The organism is Algoriphagus faecimaris, assembly GCF_900101705.1.
Classification (GTDB): Bacteria; Bacteroidota; Bacteroidia; order Cytophagales; family Cyclobacteriaceae; genus Algoriphagus; species Algoriphagus faecimaris.
Map to the genome: position 1 here is coordinate 56,937 of NZ_FNAC01000018.1, position 15,880 is coordinate 72,816.

The 15,880-nt window shown below is 41.2% G+C and carries 17 protein-coding genes, 1 tRNA gene and 1 riboswitch; of the genes, 12 read left to right on the plus strand and 6 right to left on the minus strand.

The window, feature by feature from the left end; translation table 11 throughout:
• Positions 1 to 64: 64 nt before the first annotated feature.
• A complete protein-coding gene (locus tag BLQ57_RS11010; protein WP_240507801.1) occupies positions 65 to 739 on the plus strand; it encodes an O-methyltransferase in 675 nt (224 codons plus the stop codon).
• On the opposite strand, the gene BLQ57_RS11015 is transcribed toward BLQ57_RS11010, so the two are convergent.
• Positions 733 to 1,317: a methyltransferase gene (locus tag BLQ57_RS11015; RefSeq protein ID WP_087939419.1), complete on the minus strand. Its 585-nt coding sequence runs from the start codon at positions 1,315 to 1,317 to the stop codon at positions 733 to 735. The two genes, BLQ57_RS11010 and BLQ57_RS11015, sit on opposite strands and share 7 nt — an antisense overlap.
• A gap of 18 nt (positions 1,318 to 1,335) precedes the next feature.
• Here BLQ57_RS11015 and BLQ57_RS11020 point away from each other — a divergent pair, with 18 nt between their 5' ends.
• The 4 genes from BLQ57_RS11020 to rplI all read left to right on the plus strand — a co-directional run bounded on the left by BLQ57_RS11020 (position 1,336) and on the right by rplI (position 3,516).
• Entirely contained in the window at positions 1,336 to 2,265 is a 930-nt protein-coding gene (locus BLQ57_RS11020) for a hypothetical protein (RefSeq protein ID WP_087939420.1), read from the plus strand.
• Positions 2,266 to 2,413: 148 nt separating this feature from the next.
• Complete coding sequence (rpsF, locus tag BLQ57_RS11025) at positions 2,414 to 2,785, plus strand: 30S ribosomal protein S6 (protein ID WP_087939421.1); 372 nt, start codon at positions 2,414 to 2,416, stop codon at positions 2,783 to 2,785.
• Positions 2,782 to 3,033, plus strand: a complete 252-nt coding sequence (rpsR, locus tag BLQ57_RS11030) for a 30S ribosomal protein S18 (protein WP_026955569.1) — start codon at positions 2,782 to 2,784, stop codon at positions 3,031 to 3,033. The genes rpsF and rpsR overlap by 4 nt, the downstream gene beginning before the upstream one ends.
• 39 nt (positions 3,034 to 3,072) lie before the next feature.
• Positions 3,073 to 3,516: a 50S ribosomal protein L9 gene (rplI, locus tag BLQ57_RS11035; RefSeq protein ID WP_087939422.1), complete on the plus strand. Its 444-nt coding sequence runs from the start codon at positions 3,073 to 3,075 to the stop codon at positions 3,514 to 3,516.
• Between the two features lie 50 nt (positions 3,517 to 3,566).
• Here rplI and BLQ57_RS11040 read toward each other — a convergent pair whose 3' ends face one another.
• The gene (locus BLQ57_RS11040) at positions 3,567 to 3,818 is read right to left on the minus strand and encodes a hypothetical protein (protein ID WP_087939423.1); all 252 of its coding nucleotides are present in this window, start codon (positions 3,816 to 3,818) and stop codon (positions 3,567 to 3,569) included.
• A gap of 305 nt (positions 3,819 to 4,123) precedes the next feature.
• Between BLQ57_RS11040 and BLQ57_RS11045 the strand changes: the two genes are divergently transcribed.
• From BLQ57_RS11045 to BLQ57_RS11060, 3 genes are all read left to right on the plus strand, one after another.
• Positions 4,124 to 4,196 (plus strand) — tRNA-Gln (locus BLQ57_RS11045).
• Between the two features lie 294 nt (positions 4,197 to 4,490).
• Complete coding sequence (locus BLQ57_RS11055) at positions 4,491 to 5,624, plus strand: 6-bladed beta-propeller (protein ID WP_087939425.1); 1,134 nt, start codon at positions 4,491 to 4,493, stop codon at positions 5,622 to 5,624.
• Between the two features lie 114 nt (positions 5,625 to 5,738).
• On the plus strand, positions 5,739 to 6,944 hold the full coding sequence (locus tag BLQ57_RS11060; protein ID WP_087939426.1) for a serine hydrolase domain-containing protein: 1,206 nt from the start codon (positions 5,739 to 5,741) through the stop codon (positions 6,942 to 6,944).
• A gap of 62 nt (positions 6,945 to 7,006) precedes the next feature.
• Here BLQ57_RS11060 and BLQ57_RS11065 read toward each other — a convergent pair whose 3' ends face one another.
• From BLQ57_RS11065 to BLQ57_RS11075, 3 genes are all read right to left on the minus strand, one after another.
• Complete coding sequence (locus BLQ57_RS11065) at positions 7,007 to 7,723, minus strand: EcsC family protein (protein WP_087939427.1); 717 nt, start codon at positions 7,721 to 7,723, stop codon at positions 7,007 to 7,009.
• A gap of 67 nt (positions 7,724 to 7,790) precedes the next feature.
• Positions 7,791 to 8,537, minus strand: coding sequence for a hypothetical protein (locus tag BLQ57_RS11070; protein ID WP_087939428.1), 747 nt, complete (start codon positions 8,535 to 8,537; stop codon positions 7,791 to 7,793).
• 105 nt (positions 8,538 to 8,642) lie between these two features.
• Entirely contained in the window at positions 8,643 to 11,351 is a 2,709-nt protein-coding gene (locus tag BLQ57_RS11075) for a M14 family metallopeptidase (RefSeq protein ID WP_087939429.1), read from the minus strand.
• Between the two features lie 219 nt (positions 11,352 to 11,570).
• Between BLQ57_RS11075 and BLQ57_RS11080 the strand changes: the two genes are divergently transcribed.
• The 4 genes from BLQ57_RS11080 to BLQ57_RS11095 all read left to right on the plus strand — a co-directional run bounded on the left by BLQ57_RS11080 (position 11,571) and on the right by BLQ57_RS11095 (position 15,241).
• Positions 11,571 to 12,497: a ribose-phosphate pyrophosphokinase gene (locus BLQ57_RS11080; protein ID WP_087939430.1), complete on the plus strand. Its 927-nt coding sequence runs from the start codon at positions 11,571 to 11,573 to the stop codon at positions 12,495 to 12,497.
• 22 nt (positions 12,498 to 12,519) lie between these two features.
• Positions 12,520 to 13,095 carry a 50S ribosomal protein L25/general stress protein Ctc gene (locus BLQ57_RS11085; protein WP_087939431.1) on the plus strand — a complete coding sequence of 192 codons (576 nt, stop codon included), beginning with the start codon at positions 12,520 to 12,522 and terminating at the stop codon, positions 13,093 to 13,095.
• A 152-nt stretch (positions 13,096 to 13,247) separates the two neighbouring features.
• Positions 13,248 to 13,808: an aminoacyl-tRNA hydrolase gene (gene pth, locus BLQ57_RS11090; RefSeq protein ID WP_087939432.1), complete on the plus strand. Its 561-nt coding sequence runs from the start codon at positions 13,248 to 13,250 to the stop codon at positions 13,806 to 13,808.
• A gap of 56 nt (positions 13,809 to 13,864) precedes the next feature.
• A riboswitch (SAM riboswitch) is annotated at positions 13,865 to 13,972 on the plus strand.
• 96 nt (positions 13,973 to 14,068) lie between these two features.
• Positions 14,069 to 15,241 carry a trans-sulfuration enzyme family protein gene (locus BLQ57_RS11095; protein ID WP_087939433.1) on the plus strand — a complete coding sequence of 391 codons (1,173 nt, stop codon included), beginning with the start codon at positions 14,069 to 14,071 and terminating at the stop codon, positions 15,239 to 15,241.
• A 170-nt stretch (positions 15,242 to 15,411) separates the two neighbouring features.
• Here the strand turns inward: BLQ57_RS11095 and BLQ57_RS11100 are convergent, their stop codons facing one another.
• A complete protein-coding gene (locus BLQ57_RS11100) occupies positions 15,412 to 15,873 on the minus strand; it encodes a CBS domain-containing protein (protein WP_087939434.1) in 462 nt (153 codons plus the stop codon).
• Positions 15,874 to 15,880 lie beyond the last annotated feature (7 nt).

Sequence of the window (15,880 nt, forward strand, 5' to 3'; positions counted from 1 at the left end):
TTGGCTTGTAAAAGAAGATCTTTACAGCCTGCAAAGCCCCTACCTCTTTTCGCTGATCAAAGGCTTGTCTGAATTTAAAGCTTCACAAAAAAAAGCCAATCTAGACATCGAGCAGTTTCGCAAGAAACTACTCGCCAATGATCAAAACATCCAAGTACGAGACCTAGGCGCAGGCTCCAAAAAAGCGGGGGAATCAATTCGAAAAATCAGTGATATCACCCGATATTCTACAAGTTCTAGGAAATTCACCCAACTTTTTCAGTATTTCTGTACTCAGACACCCGCAAAAACAGTCGTAGAACTCGGTACCTGCATGGGAATATCGACCCGATATCTCAGCAAAGTCACTCAAGGAATCCTGCATACTTTTGAGGGCTCAGAGGAGATTTTAAAAATTGCTCAAAAAGGTTTGGAAAAACCCTCTGTAATCTTCCATTTAGGAGACATCCAAGAGCTTCTACCTAACTTTATTCAGCGAGAAAAATCCATTGATTTTGCGCTGATTGATGCCAATCATACTTATAAAGCCACCCTTGAATCCTTTTCTTCTCTCCTGCCTTCACTGCACTCCCAGTCTATTGTCATCATCGGGGATATCTATTGGTCAGCGGAAATGCAGCAAGCCTGGAAAGAAATACTGCAGCATCCAAGAGTCAAGCTTTCACTAGACTTCTACGAGTGTGGAGTTTTACTTTTTGACTACTCAGGTGTCAAGCAGCACCTGATTCTGGATTATTGATTGACCAAGTGGATAAAAACCTCACTTCCCATTCGCTGTGGAATGGAGTTATAGCAAGGCTCCAGTTTACGGATAGTGAAATATTTTTCAAATAGTTGAAGGTATTCTTCAAGTTTTCCTCCGAAAGGAGGTCCTTCTCTTTCAAACTCCACTCCAAACAACACTCCTACTAATTTTCCATTAGGCTTCAGCAAACGTTTCATTTTAGAGCAATACTTCTCTCTAAGGCTAGGATCCAAGGCACAAAAAAAGGTTTGTTCTAAAATCAGGTCATAGCTACCTTGATGATCAAAAAAATCAACTTGGTGAATTTGATCCTTGGGAAAGTCAGGGAATTTATCCTCAAAAGTGGTCAAAGGCAGCTTCGAAATATCCAAAATATGGGTTTTTGAGAAGCCTTTCTGATAAGCAAAAGCGGCCTCGTAGCCATTTCCTGCACCCGGAATCAGCACCTTTAGGTCTTTGGAGTTAATTTGGTCTAAATATTGTGTTAGAGGATAAGATGCATAGCCAATATCCCAGCCGGTATAGCCGCTCCGATATCGCTCTGTCCAATACGCCTCATTGAGAATCTTCATATAGCCCTACAATCAAACATGAACTCAAATTTTGAAAAAGATTTCGGTCAAAAGAAAGAACAAGGAAAAAATATTCTGATCATAGTTCTTGTTCTCCTAGTCATCATAAGCGGAATAAAGCTGTATACGGATTACGTGGACAGAACGAAAAAAACAGAAGAAATCCTTCTACTTTCTAGTGAAAATAATGAACTCAATCAGAGGCTAGACTCCGTTACATATCAGCTAAACCTTAGAATCCAAGAAATCGAACAACTCGGTGGAGATATTCAAGCACTCGAAGAGGTAAGGGATCAGTTGATCGCAGAGCGAAACAGTTCCCGTCAGCGATCAGCAGCAGAAATCGCAGCATTAAACCAAAAAATAAGCAGCTACAATGGACTTTTGGAAGAAAAAGATCAAGAAATATTAGAGCTCAGGGCAATGAATCAGCAACTCTATGCTGAAAATCAAGATCTAAAATCCACGCAAGCTCAAATTGAAGAGGAGGTCGCCGAGCTAAATCTTCAAAAAGAAAGCCTACAGTCCAAGGTAAATATAGCCTCTCAACTGAAAGCTGAAAACATCACTATAGCGGCCATAAACTCAAGAGGAAGAGAACGAGTAGAAACAACCAAAGACTTTAGAAATCGACAAATCGAACGAATCAAGATCAGTTTTAATTTGGCAGACAATAAGGTAGCCGAGAGAGGGCCTAGAAACATTTACGTTCAAATATTAGCCCCCAATGAGCAGCCCATTTTTGATGTCGCCAAAGGATCAGGCACCTTTATGCTGAATGGAAACGAACAATTTTATACTGTCAAGCAAGACATTATTTTTGACAACAGCGGCGAAACATTGACTTTCTTCTATGAGAAAGGTTCAGACTATGCCTCTGGTCTACATCAAGTCAAAGTATTTGTAGATGATTACCAAGTTGGATCACAGACATTCAGTGTGAAATAATAAAAAGCAAGAAAAATGTTGGACCTCCCTTCAGTAGAAGGGAGGCTTTTTTATGCTTACTTTTAGAACAGAGAAATATTTGGATAACAGGAGTTTTTGACCTACTTTTGCGGTCTGTTTATTCAAATTCCTTAAACACATTAAAAAAATGTTCCAAAGAAATTACGAGACAGTATTCATTTTAACTCCCGTTTTGTCTGATGTTCAGATGAAGGATACTGTCGACAAGTTTGTGAACTTGTTAAAAGAACTGGGGGCAGATGTGATCAATGTGGAAAACTGGGGTCTGAAGAAGATGGCATATACCATCGACAAGAAGACAACAGGGTTCTATGTAATGGTCGAGTTCAAGGCCGATCCTACGATCATCAAAAAGTTTGAGCTAGAGTTCAGACGTGATGAAAAAGTGATGCGATTCTTGACTACTGTTTTGGACAAGCATGCGATTGCTTATGCCGAAAGAAGAAGAAAAGGAGAGTTTAACAAAAAAGTCGAAGCTAAGGAGGAGCCAGCCAAATGACACTATTCAACGAGCCAATCAACAGAGGCGAAATCAAGAAAAAGTATTGCCGATTCAAAAAGCACGGCATCAAGTACATTGACTACAAGGATCCTAACTTCTTGTTGAAATTTGTCAATGAGCAAGGAAAAATCCTTCCTAGAAGACTGACTGGAAACTCTGCTAAATATCAGCGGAAAGTAGCTCAGGCTGTTAAGAAAGCAAGACATTTGGCTTTGTTGCCATTCGTAACCGATGGATTGAAATAATTCGGTCTTGTATCGTCCAACCCATAAAGATCATTACAAATGGAAATTATATTAAAAACAGACATCAAAGGTCTTGGCTATAAAAATGATATGGTAGATGTGAAGCCAGGATACGGCCGAAACTACCTGATCCCACAGGGCTTTGCGGTGCTGGCTACCAGCTCCAACAAAAAAGTCCTAGCTGAGAACATCAAGCAAGCAGCTCACAAGGCTGAAAAAATCAAAACTGAAGCAGAAAATATCGCTGCTAAATTGGAAGAAGTAACTCTTGAGATCAAAGCGAAAATCGGTGAGTCCGGTAAAATCTTTGGTAAGGTGACTACCCTTCAAATTTCAGACGCACTTGCTGCACAAGGTTTTGAAATTGACCGTAAGAAAATCGCCATCAATACTCCTGTAGATGGAGCTGGTGAATTCCAAGCTGAAGTAGATCTTCACAGAGAAGTGAAGACTCACGTGAAGTTCGTGGTCGTAGCAGAATAAGCTAAACCAAATTATACAAAAACAGCTCGCCGTAAGACGAGCTGTTTTTTTTAGTTCAATACCAAGACCTTCTCAAGATCTTCAACCAATTTTTTGGAAACAGCTCGGCTGTTCTTTTCTCTCACGGCTTTAAAAAGCTCCAATGCCTTCTCGCTCTTTTCTACCAAGCCCACTGGGTTTTGGTCATTCTTATAGCTAAACCAGCACCAAGAAAGCTCCGCAGCTAAAGAATCTCCCAACTTGAGCTTCTCTAATTTCTGAACCGTTTCCGTCACGGTCTTTTCCATTTTCTCAACTTGCATAATCGTTAAAATTTTATCAGTGTTTTGTTAATAATTGAAACAAAGCACGTTAAATATTTTAATATTATCAATATTGAGAATAAAAATTTAATAAAACCATAATTTTCAATCGATTTCGAAGGGCTATTTTTATCAAAATTTTTACTCCCGTATCGGAATAAGCGAGTAATTGGATAAAATTATGCACTGGAATTCAGGCGTTTTTGAATATTCCCCAAAAACTTTCGGTTCATATTTGGAAAAAATGAAGCAGGATTCTACCTTTGTGACACTTTAAGGGAATCAAATGAGATTCCTCACCAAACTGGTCCATGGTGTAACTGGCAACACGTCTGATTTTGGTTCAGAAGAGTCCAGGTTCGAGCCCTGGTGGACCAACAAAAACCTCCCGATTTGGGAGGTTTTTTTGTTTTTATAAAATCGAAGAACAAAACATTTTCCAAATGAAAAAACTTATTCTTCTAACCGTCATTTTTCTGAGTTTGGCCTATTCCAGCTTAGAAAGCTCTCAACAAAGGGATTTTGTTTGGGGCTATTTTCTGGAGTTTCAGCCTTGCTCCGCCTATTTAGAAATTTACCAAACAATTTGTGTTCCTTCGAATGGGGGATTTTGCCAAGTATCTGCTCGAAATCCTTGCCCAGGGCCTCCATACTTCACATCCCTAGAATAGCATGATGAAGAAAATAGGAATTACCCAAATCTTGCTAATCTTAGGTCTACTAAACTTTTCATGCCAAAATAATAATCAAAAAAAGCCTGAATTAACGTCAATTGACCTAGAGTTGGTCACAGGTAATTTATTTTCCGAAGTTTTTGAAGAGATTAATTATGTGCTCCTCAAGGAAAATGATACCCTGCCATTAGTTCAACCACTGAAGACTGTAGTAACCGATGATTTCATCTATATACTGGACATCAAGCTAAACAATCTTTTCAAGTTTAACCGAAATGGCGAAATCATCCATATTTTTAATTCATCTGGTCAAGGTCCTCAGGAGTTTATTCAAATTCAAGATTATCAAGTGAAGCAGGACACTGTTATCCTACAAGATAACCTATCCAATAAGCTTATTTATTTCGATGATGATGGAAAATTTCTTAAGGAAACAAAATTACCATCCTCTTCTGCCAATTTCTTTAAGGGGGCTAATTTTACGCTCCATTTCACCGATGGTATGGAAGGAATTGGAAAAGATTTTTTAAAAATTAGTGACTCTAACCAGCTTAATTTCCTAGATATAGGGCTAAGCCCGCCAAAAGGTAGAGTTAGACTAATTCATGGCTTTGCCGAAGATGAAAAAACGGAAATTAGGACTTTAACTTTACCCTTTTCACATCAAGTGGTAGTTTTTGATCCTTTGGGAAACATTTTACAACTAAAGGAATTCGAATTTTTAAATCCACCGGAGTTAACAGAAGAGGAAAAAAAGTATCTTCAAGTAAAAATAATTAATGCTTTTTTACCCTTTCCTGATTTCAATTATATGTCTGTCTTCTTCGGACGTAACAGCTTTCAATTTATCTTGGATAAAAAATTTAATCTTCTTTTTTCAGGGAAAAATATTCAAAATGATATCGATGGAATGAATTATCGCATACTCCCAATTTCACATCACCAAGAGCAACTAATTCTCTACCATCCTTCAACCCGGATATACAACCTATATCAATCGGCCTCAATTCCAGAACAAAATGACCACTTCAAAAGTAATATTCATGATTTTTATAATACTAATCATGAAGCTCCAAAAGGAGATAGGCATGTTTTGGTTTTTCTAGACTTGAAACCAGTGATTCCAAATTAACTTTTCACAAGGACAAGCTACTCATTCGAATTAGGGCTTTTTTTTCAGCTTTTTTGGTGTTCTTAGTTCACATTTAATATATTTGGATTCTTTAAACCTCTTTTCTATCACAACATGAAAAACCTTCTCCATTTTGTTCTTTTCGCTCTTCTTTTTAGCTGCGACTCTGACAATGACAGAGACTATCCCAATTCACAACAAAAAGCTCAAATCCAACAAAGCGTAGATAAGTTCACGGCAGCCCTTCAAAGCCAAATGGCCGACCAACCTATCGGAATCGGGCTCTATGTTTTGGAAAAAGGGGAAGGAATGTACTTTTCTTCTGGCTTCCCTGAGGAATATGGAGAAAATATAAACTTTAGAATTGCTAGTAATTCTAAAACATTCACTGCAGCTTCAATTCTGAAAATGCATCAGGAGGGCTTGTTGGATATTGATCATCCTATCACAAATAATATCCCCAATAGCACTAAAACCTATATCCCAGACACACCAGAGTTTGATTTACCCTACAAGTCCGAGATTACAATTAGACAATTGTTGCAACACCGTTCAGGAGTATTTGATGTCACCAATTCACCAATCCCCCCTGATGCAGACGCTGTTTACGCTGGTGAATATTACATTGACTATGTCAAAGATCAATTAGGAGAAGACTACACTTTTACATTTGAAGAATTGATCTCCATTGTCGCAACAAATAAATTGAGTGATTTCAAACCTGGAGAAGATTTTCATTATTCAAATACCGGCTACAATGTACTAGGCTATATCGTTGAAAATATTTCAGGTTTAAGGCTGCACGAATATTTAGAAACTAATTTTTTCAACCCTTTACAGCTGAATAACACCTACTCCCCTCACCTTGGGACAGATAATCAATTGCCCTCACCCTATACCTACTCCTATGTAAAATTGGACGGTGATTACATCACGATCGATAAAGACAACGTAACAGGTAATATCTCTGAAGGCCAAATCATCAGCAACCCCAAAGAGCTCGCATTATGGGGGAAGGCATTGTATGGGACTAATGACATTTTGGACGAAAACACCCTTGCGATGATGCTTGAAGCATTGCCAGCTGATGAAAGCCATGGCTTTTATGGCCTGGGAGTCCAAGCATATCCTGTAGAATTAGGATATGGTCACGATGGGGCTCATCTGGCATACCTGAGCACGATGCGATACATCCCCGAGAAGGATAGAACTTTTGTGATTTTCACCAACCATCTAAATGTTGACAATTTTATAGAGGAAGCGACAATGCTCTATGATGTTCTCTTCGAAAGCATGGATATTCTCGACCAAGTGGAATAGTTAGTCTTAAGTTTAGTGATGGATCTTCCGAGATTTCTCAATCCAATTAAAGGATCGCATCTCTAGTGCAACAATCGCAATCGGTAAGCATTCATAGCAGTCTTCCCTAAGAGCTCACTCAGTTTATAATTGGCAATCGCACCCACAGGCGCTCCGATGATGGGAATCAATTGAGCGAGCTTGGCCAGATCAATGTAATCCCGGTAATCCAGCTGAAAAGTACGCCAGTCAAACTCATCAAAAGTCTTGGGCAATTGCTCTCGGTAAGCATCCCAGTTTTCTATGCGCTCGATCAGTTCATTTCTTCGCTTTTGGGAAGAAAAGCTTAACTGAAAGAGATAGAGTAAAAACAACCGCTCCTGATAATTTTTAGTATCGTAGCCATACAAGGCTGCGATATCAAATAGCATTTTCATTTTGATCGTCAAAAAAGCAGGAAAATCAGCAAAGCCCATCAAAATACCACCTGCACCTGTAATCGCTCCTTCAGCTGAAGCGGAGTTGCGATACCATTTGATCCGAGTACGAACTTTCATTTCCCGATCCTTGAGCGAAAGCTGAGCCGGAGCTTTAGGCACAATCCAAGAGGAACCGGTAATCACTGCTTTGACCATATTCTCAATAGCCGCCGTAATGACACGGTGTACTTTGTCAGGAATTAGCTGATTAATTTTTCGCTGTACCCCATTAGTCAATCGACTGCCCAATGAGGGAGGCTTTTTCATTTGAAAAAGCCAAGAGGTGAGTTCGGCCTCTACGTAATGCTGGTAGGTGTCCATAAATAAAATGATTCAATTGACTATACGAAAAAATCTTGATGGGTAAGGTGATTTTGCCTTTTCTGATTCAATTATCATCAAATCCGGGCCGTTTAAATTTTGAATAATCAGGAAACTCCTCCTTTAACAGTCTTCTCATTTTTTCAAGTTTGGCCAAAAGATGGAGAATTTGATCATCTTCCAGGATTAACTGATAAATTTTTGCCCATGCACCCAAGCTACGCTCGATTGCAATCATCCCTATTTTTGCTGTACCCAAATCTCCTCTTTCCTCGATCGGATACTCATCCCAGAATCCATCCATCTTATCTCTCAGAGCCCGTTGTACTTTCACTGGGATCAAAAACAAATACCATTGGATCACCTCCAAAGAATCTTCTAGCACTGCGGCTATTTCTTCACCCTCAGCTAAAGAAATAATCCCCATTTCTAACTGAGATTGAAGACGATCTCGATATTCTTTTAGAGCTAAAGAATCCAACCAATTTTTACCCTCCCCAAGGTATTCGTCCGCAAGGATTTGAAGTGGAATCTTCTCTACTTCTTCATCTTTGGCATTTTCTTCTTCGATTATACTATTCTTTTCTTCTTCACTTATTTCCAGGCTAATACCATGTTCTGCCGCAGCCTTTTCTAATAAGATCAGCGCTTCTTTAAAACTCTCTGAGATCGCCTCCCAAACATCTTGATCGGGATTTGCCTGCTTCCGCGACTCCTCCCTATCATAAGCTCTACATCTCGAAGTGAATTGACAGCGCTCGCACCATCGATCACACCAGTTGTAAATTCCAGAAATAAATTGCTCGTCTCTCATAGGCCTTTGTACATCTAAGTGATAATTTAGAAAAGTTAAGACAAAGAAAAAAGCTGCCCCAAATCAATGGAACAGCTTCTCTCAAGGCTATATTAGCTAAGTTCTCTAGCGATAAAGCCCATTAAACAGCATCTTAAAGGTACCGTGAGATTGTGCCCGGAAGGTAATCTCCGGCCCAAACGCATAGAATTTACCTTTACCTATTTGTGCTTCGAATGCAGTCACCCCATTTCTCAAATAGGATTGTCCCCATGCCCATCCACTTCGTAGTGGCTCCTCTTCACCAAACCAAGCAATGGCCTTCACCCCTCTGTTTGCCGCTTCTGGGCTCAGGCGGAATACCGGAGAACGGTTAAACATGATGTAGGATTTTTCATCCATCCCGAAATTAATCTCTTGGGAATTGTCCACATGCATTTCGAGCACAGAACCCGGAATGTAATATTTCTCTCCGCTTAATGGTCGCTCGGTACCATCAGGTCCCATCTCTACCAAGGCATCCTTCACAGGGAGATCCAGATGGAAAGCTAGCTCGGTAGCAGAACCCACTGAAATCACCTGTCCTCCATTTTCGATGAAGGCTTTTATAGCAGGCACAGATTGATCCGCTGTGAAATTACCCAACATGTGATGGTATTGCGCATCGATTTCAGAAGCATCAGGCTGAGCTCTTCCCCCACCTCGACTACCTACCGAAGGAATTCCCGGACCGATGAAAAGCAGTACGTCATAGTTTGCACTGAGATTCCCGGCATTGATTTCCTGAGGAAAAACTTGCTTATAGTCAAAATGAAACTGCTCCAGCATCCATCTCACCCATCCTGAAGGCATAGAACCTCCATAATAGTCATACAAACCTATCCGTGCGGGATTGACCTCTTTAGCATTTCTTGGTCTAGAGCTTGGCTTACCATATACCCCATATTCCTGAGCTGCTTTCTGAAGTACTGCTTTTCCTGCCGAACCTACATAAAACGATCCTGTAGGGAATCCGTCTGTAGCTTCTGTGGTTCGATACACTTTTACATTTGCCTTGAGCAGATCATTTACAGCCATGAAGGCATTATTTCCGCGCACATCAATCAAATAACCAGAGCCATTCGCCAAGCTTCTGGCCGGTGGACTTTGAATCTCTCCGTAAGGAACCGCTTCAAAAGGTCCATCAAAATCCTGCATAACACGATCAATCTCCGAACCCATCTGGAAGGCTAAAGTCCAACCTGCTGCATCATAAGGTCGGATAGGCGGACCTCCAGGATACAAGAAATCATTGGGGTGATCCTGAGGCTCAAACATATCGATCACATGAGGACGGAAAGCTTGTGAGGTTTTGACCACATAGGAACCTGCGGGGTAAGATTTTCCATTGACGGTAAAATCCGCTGTCGCTTTGTGAACCAAAATTCCAGATTTGATCAGCGCGTTAAGAAACTTGATCGCTGTAGGAAAATCTGCCTGATCAGCTGAGAGAATATATCCGTAGGGATCCTTTCGCTCTTGATCTTGATAAATCTCGTCGTAGAATTCTCTTGGAAGCCCTGACCTCCAACCTCCGGAACGCTCAGTTTTTCCTTCTTCACGAGCTTTTTCATAAGCATCTTCTACTGCTTGAGCGTACTTGGGATAAGGTGTCCAAGTATCTTTTTGACCCTTTTCGATGGATCTTCTACCCATAAGGTAGATGTTGCGAAGCAACTCATCGCCATGGCGAACCGCATGATTGAGAATCGCATAATTCAGAGAGACCGAATACTCAATAGAAGTCTTGAAATGCCAATCGCGTGGAGTGACAGGATAAGGTGTACCATTATTAGGGATCAAACGGTCTGGAACCAATGGCACCTGAGAAGGAGTAGGGTTTCCGATGATTTCGGTGAGAATACCGATTTGGTTATGGTAATAAGGCGTCGTCCGCAGACCGCCATTCCACCAAGTAGAAAAGACAGAGCCGTCCAAGCGAGTGTATCCTGGTCTATCTTCCTGGTGCATACGGTTGATCATCGCCGCACCTACCGCATCCAAACTAGTAATGATCAAGGGATCAAAAACATGATTGAAGGGGTCCCGATAAGGAGGGCCTGCCACTACAGATCCAGGAGGTCCTGACTGATGATGATTATAGATGATTTGAGGGATCCATTCTACATATTGCTGAAGTGACATATTGGTCGCTTCTGCCATGTTGTTCATATAGAAGTCTCTGTTGTTGTCATGCCCTACATATTTTTGATAGAGTATGGGGATATTTTGATCCCGCTTGGTAGGGTCTTCCTTGCGCATGTACCAATCGGACATAATTTCCATCCCGTCGGGGTTGGCATGAACCAAAAGGATGATGACTTCATCGAGAATTTTCAGTGTTTCTTCGTCATTTTTGGAGGCCAGTTCATAGAGGGTCTGTATCAATTGGTGTGGACCTACTACTTCATTGGCATGAAGGCCACCATCAATCCAGACGACAGGTTTACCCTCTTTGATCAAAGCCTCTGCTTCCTCCCTACTGATTTCGGCTCTAGCAAGCTTCTGTGAGATCTCTTTGTATTTCTCCAGATCGGAAAAATTTTGAGGAGCAGTGATGATCATCATGGGCTGCTCCCTGCCATACTCGGTCTGACCAATACTGGTCAAGATCACACGGTCTGATGCATCAGCTACTTTTTTAAAATAAGCTTCGGTCTGACTAAAATTAGCCAGCTTGTAGTCGTCTCCGATATCGAAGCCAAAATGAGACTTGGGTGTAGGGACAGTCTGAGCAAGAAGCGAGAAGCTACTCAACCAAAATGCCAACACCCCTAGGAATAGACTTTTTCTCATAGAATTGGATTTTTCTTGAATATTTCCTCAAAATAAACATTCTTCTCCTATCTCGAATAAGATTAGTGTCTGAATGATATATTTTTACAGGACTGGAAGTTGACTTGATTGATTTCAAAAGAAAATTTGGAATAGAAGCTTTAGCACTTCACTTGCCATCAAAAATTCTTACTTTTGTTCACAAATCCTTACTAAATCTTCCTCCAAAAACCACTATTCATGTCTGAGGTAAAAATATTTGCAGGTTCCAACAGCAAGGGCCTAGCAGAACAAATCGCAAAAAATTACGGTAAAAGCTTGGGAGACCTGACCCTTTCCCGATTCAGTGACGGAGAGATGTCCCCATCTTTCAATGAGTCTATCAGGGGATGCACCGTATTCATCATTCAGGGGACTAATCCGCCTAGTGATAATATTTTAGAGCTTTGCCTGATGATCGATGCTGCTAAGCGTGCAAGCGCCTACAAAGTATGTGCTGTTATTCCTTATTTTGGATATGCGCGTCAAGACCGAAAGGACAGACCTCGCGTTTCAATCGCCGCCAAATTGATTGCAAACATGCTTACCTCAGCAGGCGCAGATAGGATTGTCACCTGTGACTTGCATGCTGGGCAGATTCAGGGATTTTTTGATATACCATTGGATCATTTGAATGGATCAGCTATCTTTGTGCCCTATTTGAGCCAGCTCAGATTGAAAGACATGATTTTTGCAGCTCCTGATGTCGGCGGAGTAGCTCGTGCAAGGGCTTATGCCAAGCATTTTGCTGTAGAAATGGTGGTCTGTGATAAGCACAGAAAAAGAGCCAATGAGGTAGCATCTATGCAAGTCATTGGTGATGTAGAGGGAAAAGATGTCATTCTAGTCGATGATTTGGTAGATACTGCAGGCACACTTTGCAAGGCTGCCCAGATCATAAAAGACAAAGGAGCTACCTCGGTCAGAGCCATCGTGACACACGGTGTACTTTCCGGCAAAGCTTACGAAAACATCGAAAATTCGGTTTTGGAAGAGTTGGTGATCACAGACACCATTCCTTTGAAACAAGAATCCTCAAAAATTCACGTACTGACGGTAGCAGACTTATTCGCCAAGGCAATTCACGCAGTGACAGGTCATACCTCTATCAGTTCTTTATTTATCTAGAACCAATTTTAAATACATACATATGAAAACGCTAGAGATTATAGGGTTTAAAAGAGCAAATCTCGAGAGCGCAAGCTTGAAAGAAATCAGAGAAGAAGGAAGCGTGCCATGCGTGGTTTACGGTCCTGGCATTCCTGAGCAAATTCACTTTCACAGCCCGGCTATCTTGTTCCGTCCATTGATTTACACTCCTGAGGTACACTTGGTCGAGTTGAATATCGAAGGAACTATCATCAAAGCTGTCTTGAAAGACGCACAATATCACCCAGTAAGTGAAACCTTGATGCACGTAGACTTCATGGCTTACACGGAAGACCGTCCGATCAAATTTGAAATTCCTGTAAAGGTAGTCGGAAGTTCTCCTGGTATAGCTAAAGGGGGTAAGTTAGAATTGAAAACCAGAACTTTGAAAGTGAAAGGTTTGGCTAACAACTTTCCTGACTTTGTAGAAGTGGATATTTCCAATCTTGATTTGGGTAAATCTTTCAAAGTAGGTGAATTATCTTCTGAAGATTTTGAAATTTTGACCTCTCCAAATGTATCCATCGTGACTATTGGAATCCCAAGAGCACTAAGAGGAAAGAAAACAGAAGAATAATTTCTCTTCCATTCCATTTAAATCCTGCCTCTAAAGGGCAGGATTTTTTATTTTAGCCCCAAATTACAATTGATTGAAATCCCCATTAAATAAGCTTATAGCGATCCTGTTTTGGGGTAATTCATGAACGTTAAAAATCACTGTAGTATCCTATGAAATATCTCATTATCGGCTTGGGAAATATCGGCCCTGAATATGAATTGACTCGACATAACATCGGTTTTTTGACCATAGATCGTCTAGCTGATAAGTTTGATGCATCTTGGCAAAGCGGGAGATTAGCTTTCAAAAGTGAGCTAAAGCATAAAGGTCGCATCATTCATCTCATCAAGCCAACTACCTACATGAACCTCAGCGGTAAGGCCGTCAACTACTGGATGAAGGAACTGAATATTTCTAAAGAAAATATTCTGGTCTTGGTAGACGATGTGGCGATTCCCTTTGGAAAACTCCGTATGCGGGCCAAAGGAAGTGCAGCAGGACATAATGGATTGAAAAATATTGAAGCACTCTGTGGGGGACAGGATTACCCTCGACTTCGAATGGGCATAGGAGACGACTTCCCCAAAGGACGACAAGTGGATTATGTATTGGGACGATTTACGCAAAGCGAATTTGATGAATTACCCATCATGATGGATAAAGCTATAGATATGATATTAGGTTTTTGCACTATCGGAATTGCCCAGACTATGACCACATTCAATGATTGAAGGCTTGGATTTGGAAATTCCCCTGCCAGCAGCGTAATTTGCATCTATCAGATTAAGATTTATAAAGAAGAGGTGAGAGAATAGGCTCTGCGACCCTCTGGCAACCATCCCGTAATTGCTACCGGAAAGGTGCCAAATCCTACCCCAACTGGGAACTATAAATTGGCTTTAATTATCCTAATTCCTTTTTATTTCTGTCCTGAACTCGGGTTTGATTTTCTGATCGACATCTGGATTATTTCTATTTTACCTTTCAAACCATGAGTAAGCATTTCGAAACCAACGCTGTTAGGATTTCCCCATCGAAATCCAACCAAAAAGAGCATTCAGCTCCCATCTATCTTACTTCCAGCTTTACTTTTGACTCGGCAGAGGAGGCAAGGGCTACATTTGCCGATGAAATCTCAGGCAATATTTATTCCCGCTACGCCAATCCCAACTCCTCCGATCTAATCGAAAAAATCTGTGCCGCGGAAGGCACAGAAGACGGGGTTGCCACAGCATCTGGAATGGCGGCTATGTTTGGCAGTATTGCCTCACTTTTGCAGCAAGGAGACCATGTCCTGGCCTCTAGGTCGTTATTTGGCTCCACACATCAGCTACTCACTCGAGTTTTCCCCAAATGGGGGATTACCTCCACCTATGGAGACATTACTGATTTTCAAAATTGGGAAAAATTAGTCCAGCCCAATACCAAAATGCTTTTTATAGAGACTCCCTCCAATCCAGGCCTGGAGATTATCGACTTAGAGTGGGCAGGAAAATTTGCGGAAGCTCATAATTTAATTTTGGTCGTGGACAATTGCTTTGCCACTCCCTATCTGCAGCAACCTGCCAAATGGGGCGCACATCTCGTCACTCACTCAGCCACCAAATACATCGACGGACAAGGCCGCGTTTTAGGCGGATTGATTTTAGGCAAAAAAGAATTAATCAAAGAGGTCCAGTTTTTTACCCGACATACCGGTCCAGCTATTTCACCATTCAATGCTTGGATTTTATCCAAAAGTATGGAAACCCTTGCCGTCAGGATGGACAGACATTGCAGCAGCGCATTGCGGATAGCCGCCCATTTCGAAGAAAACTCAGCTGTCTTGGAAGTTAAATATCCCTTCCTGAAATCTCATCCGCAACATCACCTTGCCAAAAAACAAATGAGTCAGGGCGGGGGCGTCGTTACCTTAAATCTGGATGGAGGAGTAGCGAGAGCACAGCGGTTTATCGATCACCTACAAATGATTTCGGTCACGGCAAATCTGGGAGATAGCCGTAGTATTATCACTCATCCTGCTTCCACGACACACAGTAAACTTAGTGAGGAAGAAAGGCAAAAAGTCGGTATCCATCCAGGATTGATTCGGCTTTCGGTGGGTTTGGAGCATCCTGAGGATATTATTCAGGATGTGGAAAGAGCATTAGAAAAATCGAAATAAAAAAAGCAGCTGTCTCAAAAGTAAAGTTTGTCACATTGAGCACTTGAGAGACGAGAGTCTCGAAATCGAAATGTGGGCCAAAACGATAGGAATGGCTTCCTACTGCCCAACTCTCGTTGGTCAGGTGCTCAGGCTGACATTAGAGCGATTTATGAGACAGCCCCTTTTTTCTACCAGGTCGTTTGTTTGAGTTTAGGAAAAGCGCGTACTACATCACTAAGACTGATCTGACCGATCAATTGTCCGTCTTTCAGCACTGGAAATCTTCGAATTTTTAATTCTAGAAACTTACCTGCTGCATCAAATAGCGATAAATCAGGTGAAAGTGTAATGACGTCTTTCGTCATGTATTCTCCCACCCTACCCGGGAATTTAGGAGTATTCGTGTACTTCCCTTTGATAATTTCATGGAGACAGTCTACCTCTGAAATTATTCCTACCAAAGCTCCTGATTCATCTACTACAGGAGCCCCGGATATTTTTCTCCTTGTCAGAATTTCTAAGACTTGATCGATGGTATCCTCAGGGTGAAAAGTCACCAAATTGGTACTCATGTGATCACGTACTAAAATCTGATCAATTGGCGATTTTTTGGGTTCTACCATGCGAACCCCTTGGAAACTTTTTACCATAGCCTAA

Excerpts from the sequence above, each read along its gene's own strand:
- BLQ57_RS11015 (WP_087939419.1), bottom strand. The coding sequence starts at position 1,317 with ATGAAGATTCTCAATGAGGCGTATTGGACAGAGCGATATCGGAGCGGC.
- BLQ57_RS11020 (WP_087939420.1), top strand. The coding sequence starts at position 1,336 with ATGAACTCAAATTTTGAAAAAGATTTCGGTCAAAAGAAAGAACAAGGA.
- rpsF (WP_087939421.1), top strand. The coding sequence starts at position 2,414 with ATGTTCCAAAGAAATTACGAGACAGTATTCATTTTAACTCCCGTTTTG.
- rpsR (WP_026955569.1), top strand. The coding sequence starts at position 2,782 with ATGACACTATTCAACGAGCCAATCAACAGAGGCGAAATCAAGAAAAAG.
- rplI (WP_087939422.1), top strand. The coding sequence starts at position 3,073 with ATGGAAATTATATTAAAAACAGACATCAAAGGTCTTGGCTATAAAAAT.
- BLQ57_RS11040 (WP_087939423.1), bottom strand. The coding sequence starts at position 3,818 with ATGCAAGTTGAGAAAATGGAAAAGACCGTGACGGAAACGGTTCAGAAA.
- BLQ57_RS11055 (WP_087939425.1), top strand. The coding sequence starts at position 4,491 with ATGATGAAGAAAATAGGAATTACCCAAATCTTGCTAATCTTAGGTCTA.
- BLQ57_RS11060 (WP_087939426.1), top strand. The coding sequence starts at position 5,739 with ATGAAAAACCTTCTCCATTTTGTTCTTTTCGCTCTTCTTTTTAGCTGC.
- BLQ57_RS11065 (WP_087939427.1), bottom strand. The coding sequence starts at position 7,723 with ATGGACACCTACCAGCATTACGTAGAGGCCGAACTCACCTCTTGGCTT.
- BLQ57_RS11070 (WP_087939428.1), bottom strand. The coding sequence starts at position 8,537 with ATGAGAGACGAGCAATTTATTTCTGGAATTTACAACTGGTGTGATCGA.
- BLQ57_RS11075 (WP_087939429.1), bottom strand. The coding sequence starts at position 11,351 with ATGAGAAAAAGTCTATTCCTAGGGGTGTTGGCATTTTGGTTGAGTAGC.
- BLQ57_RS11080 (WP_087939430.1), top strand. The coding sequence starts at position 11,571 with ATGTCTGAGGTAAAAATATTTGCAGGTTCCAACAGCAAGGGCCTAGCA.
- BLQ57_RS11085 (WP_087939431.1), top strand. The coding sequence starts at position 12,520 with ATGAAAACGCTAGAGATTATAGGGTTTAAAAGAGCAAATCTCGAGAGC.
- pth (WP_087939432.1), top strand. The coding sequence starts at position 13,248 with ATGAAATATCTCATTATCGGCTTGGGAAATATCGGCCCTGAATATGAA.
- BLQ57_RS11095 (WP_087939433.1), top strand. The coding sequence starts at position 14,069 with ATGAGTAAGCATTTCGAAACCAACGCTGTTAGGATTTCCCCATCGAAA.
- BLQ57_RS11100 (WP_087939434.1), bottom strand. The coding sequence starts at position 15,873 with ATGGTAAAAAGTTTCCAAGGGGTTCGCATGGTAGAACCCAAAAAATCG.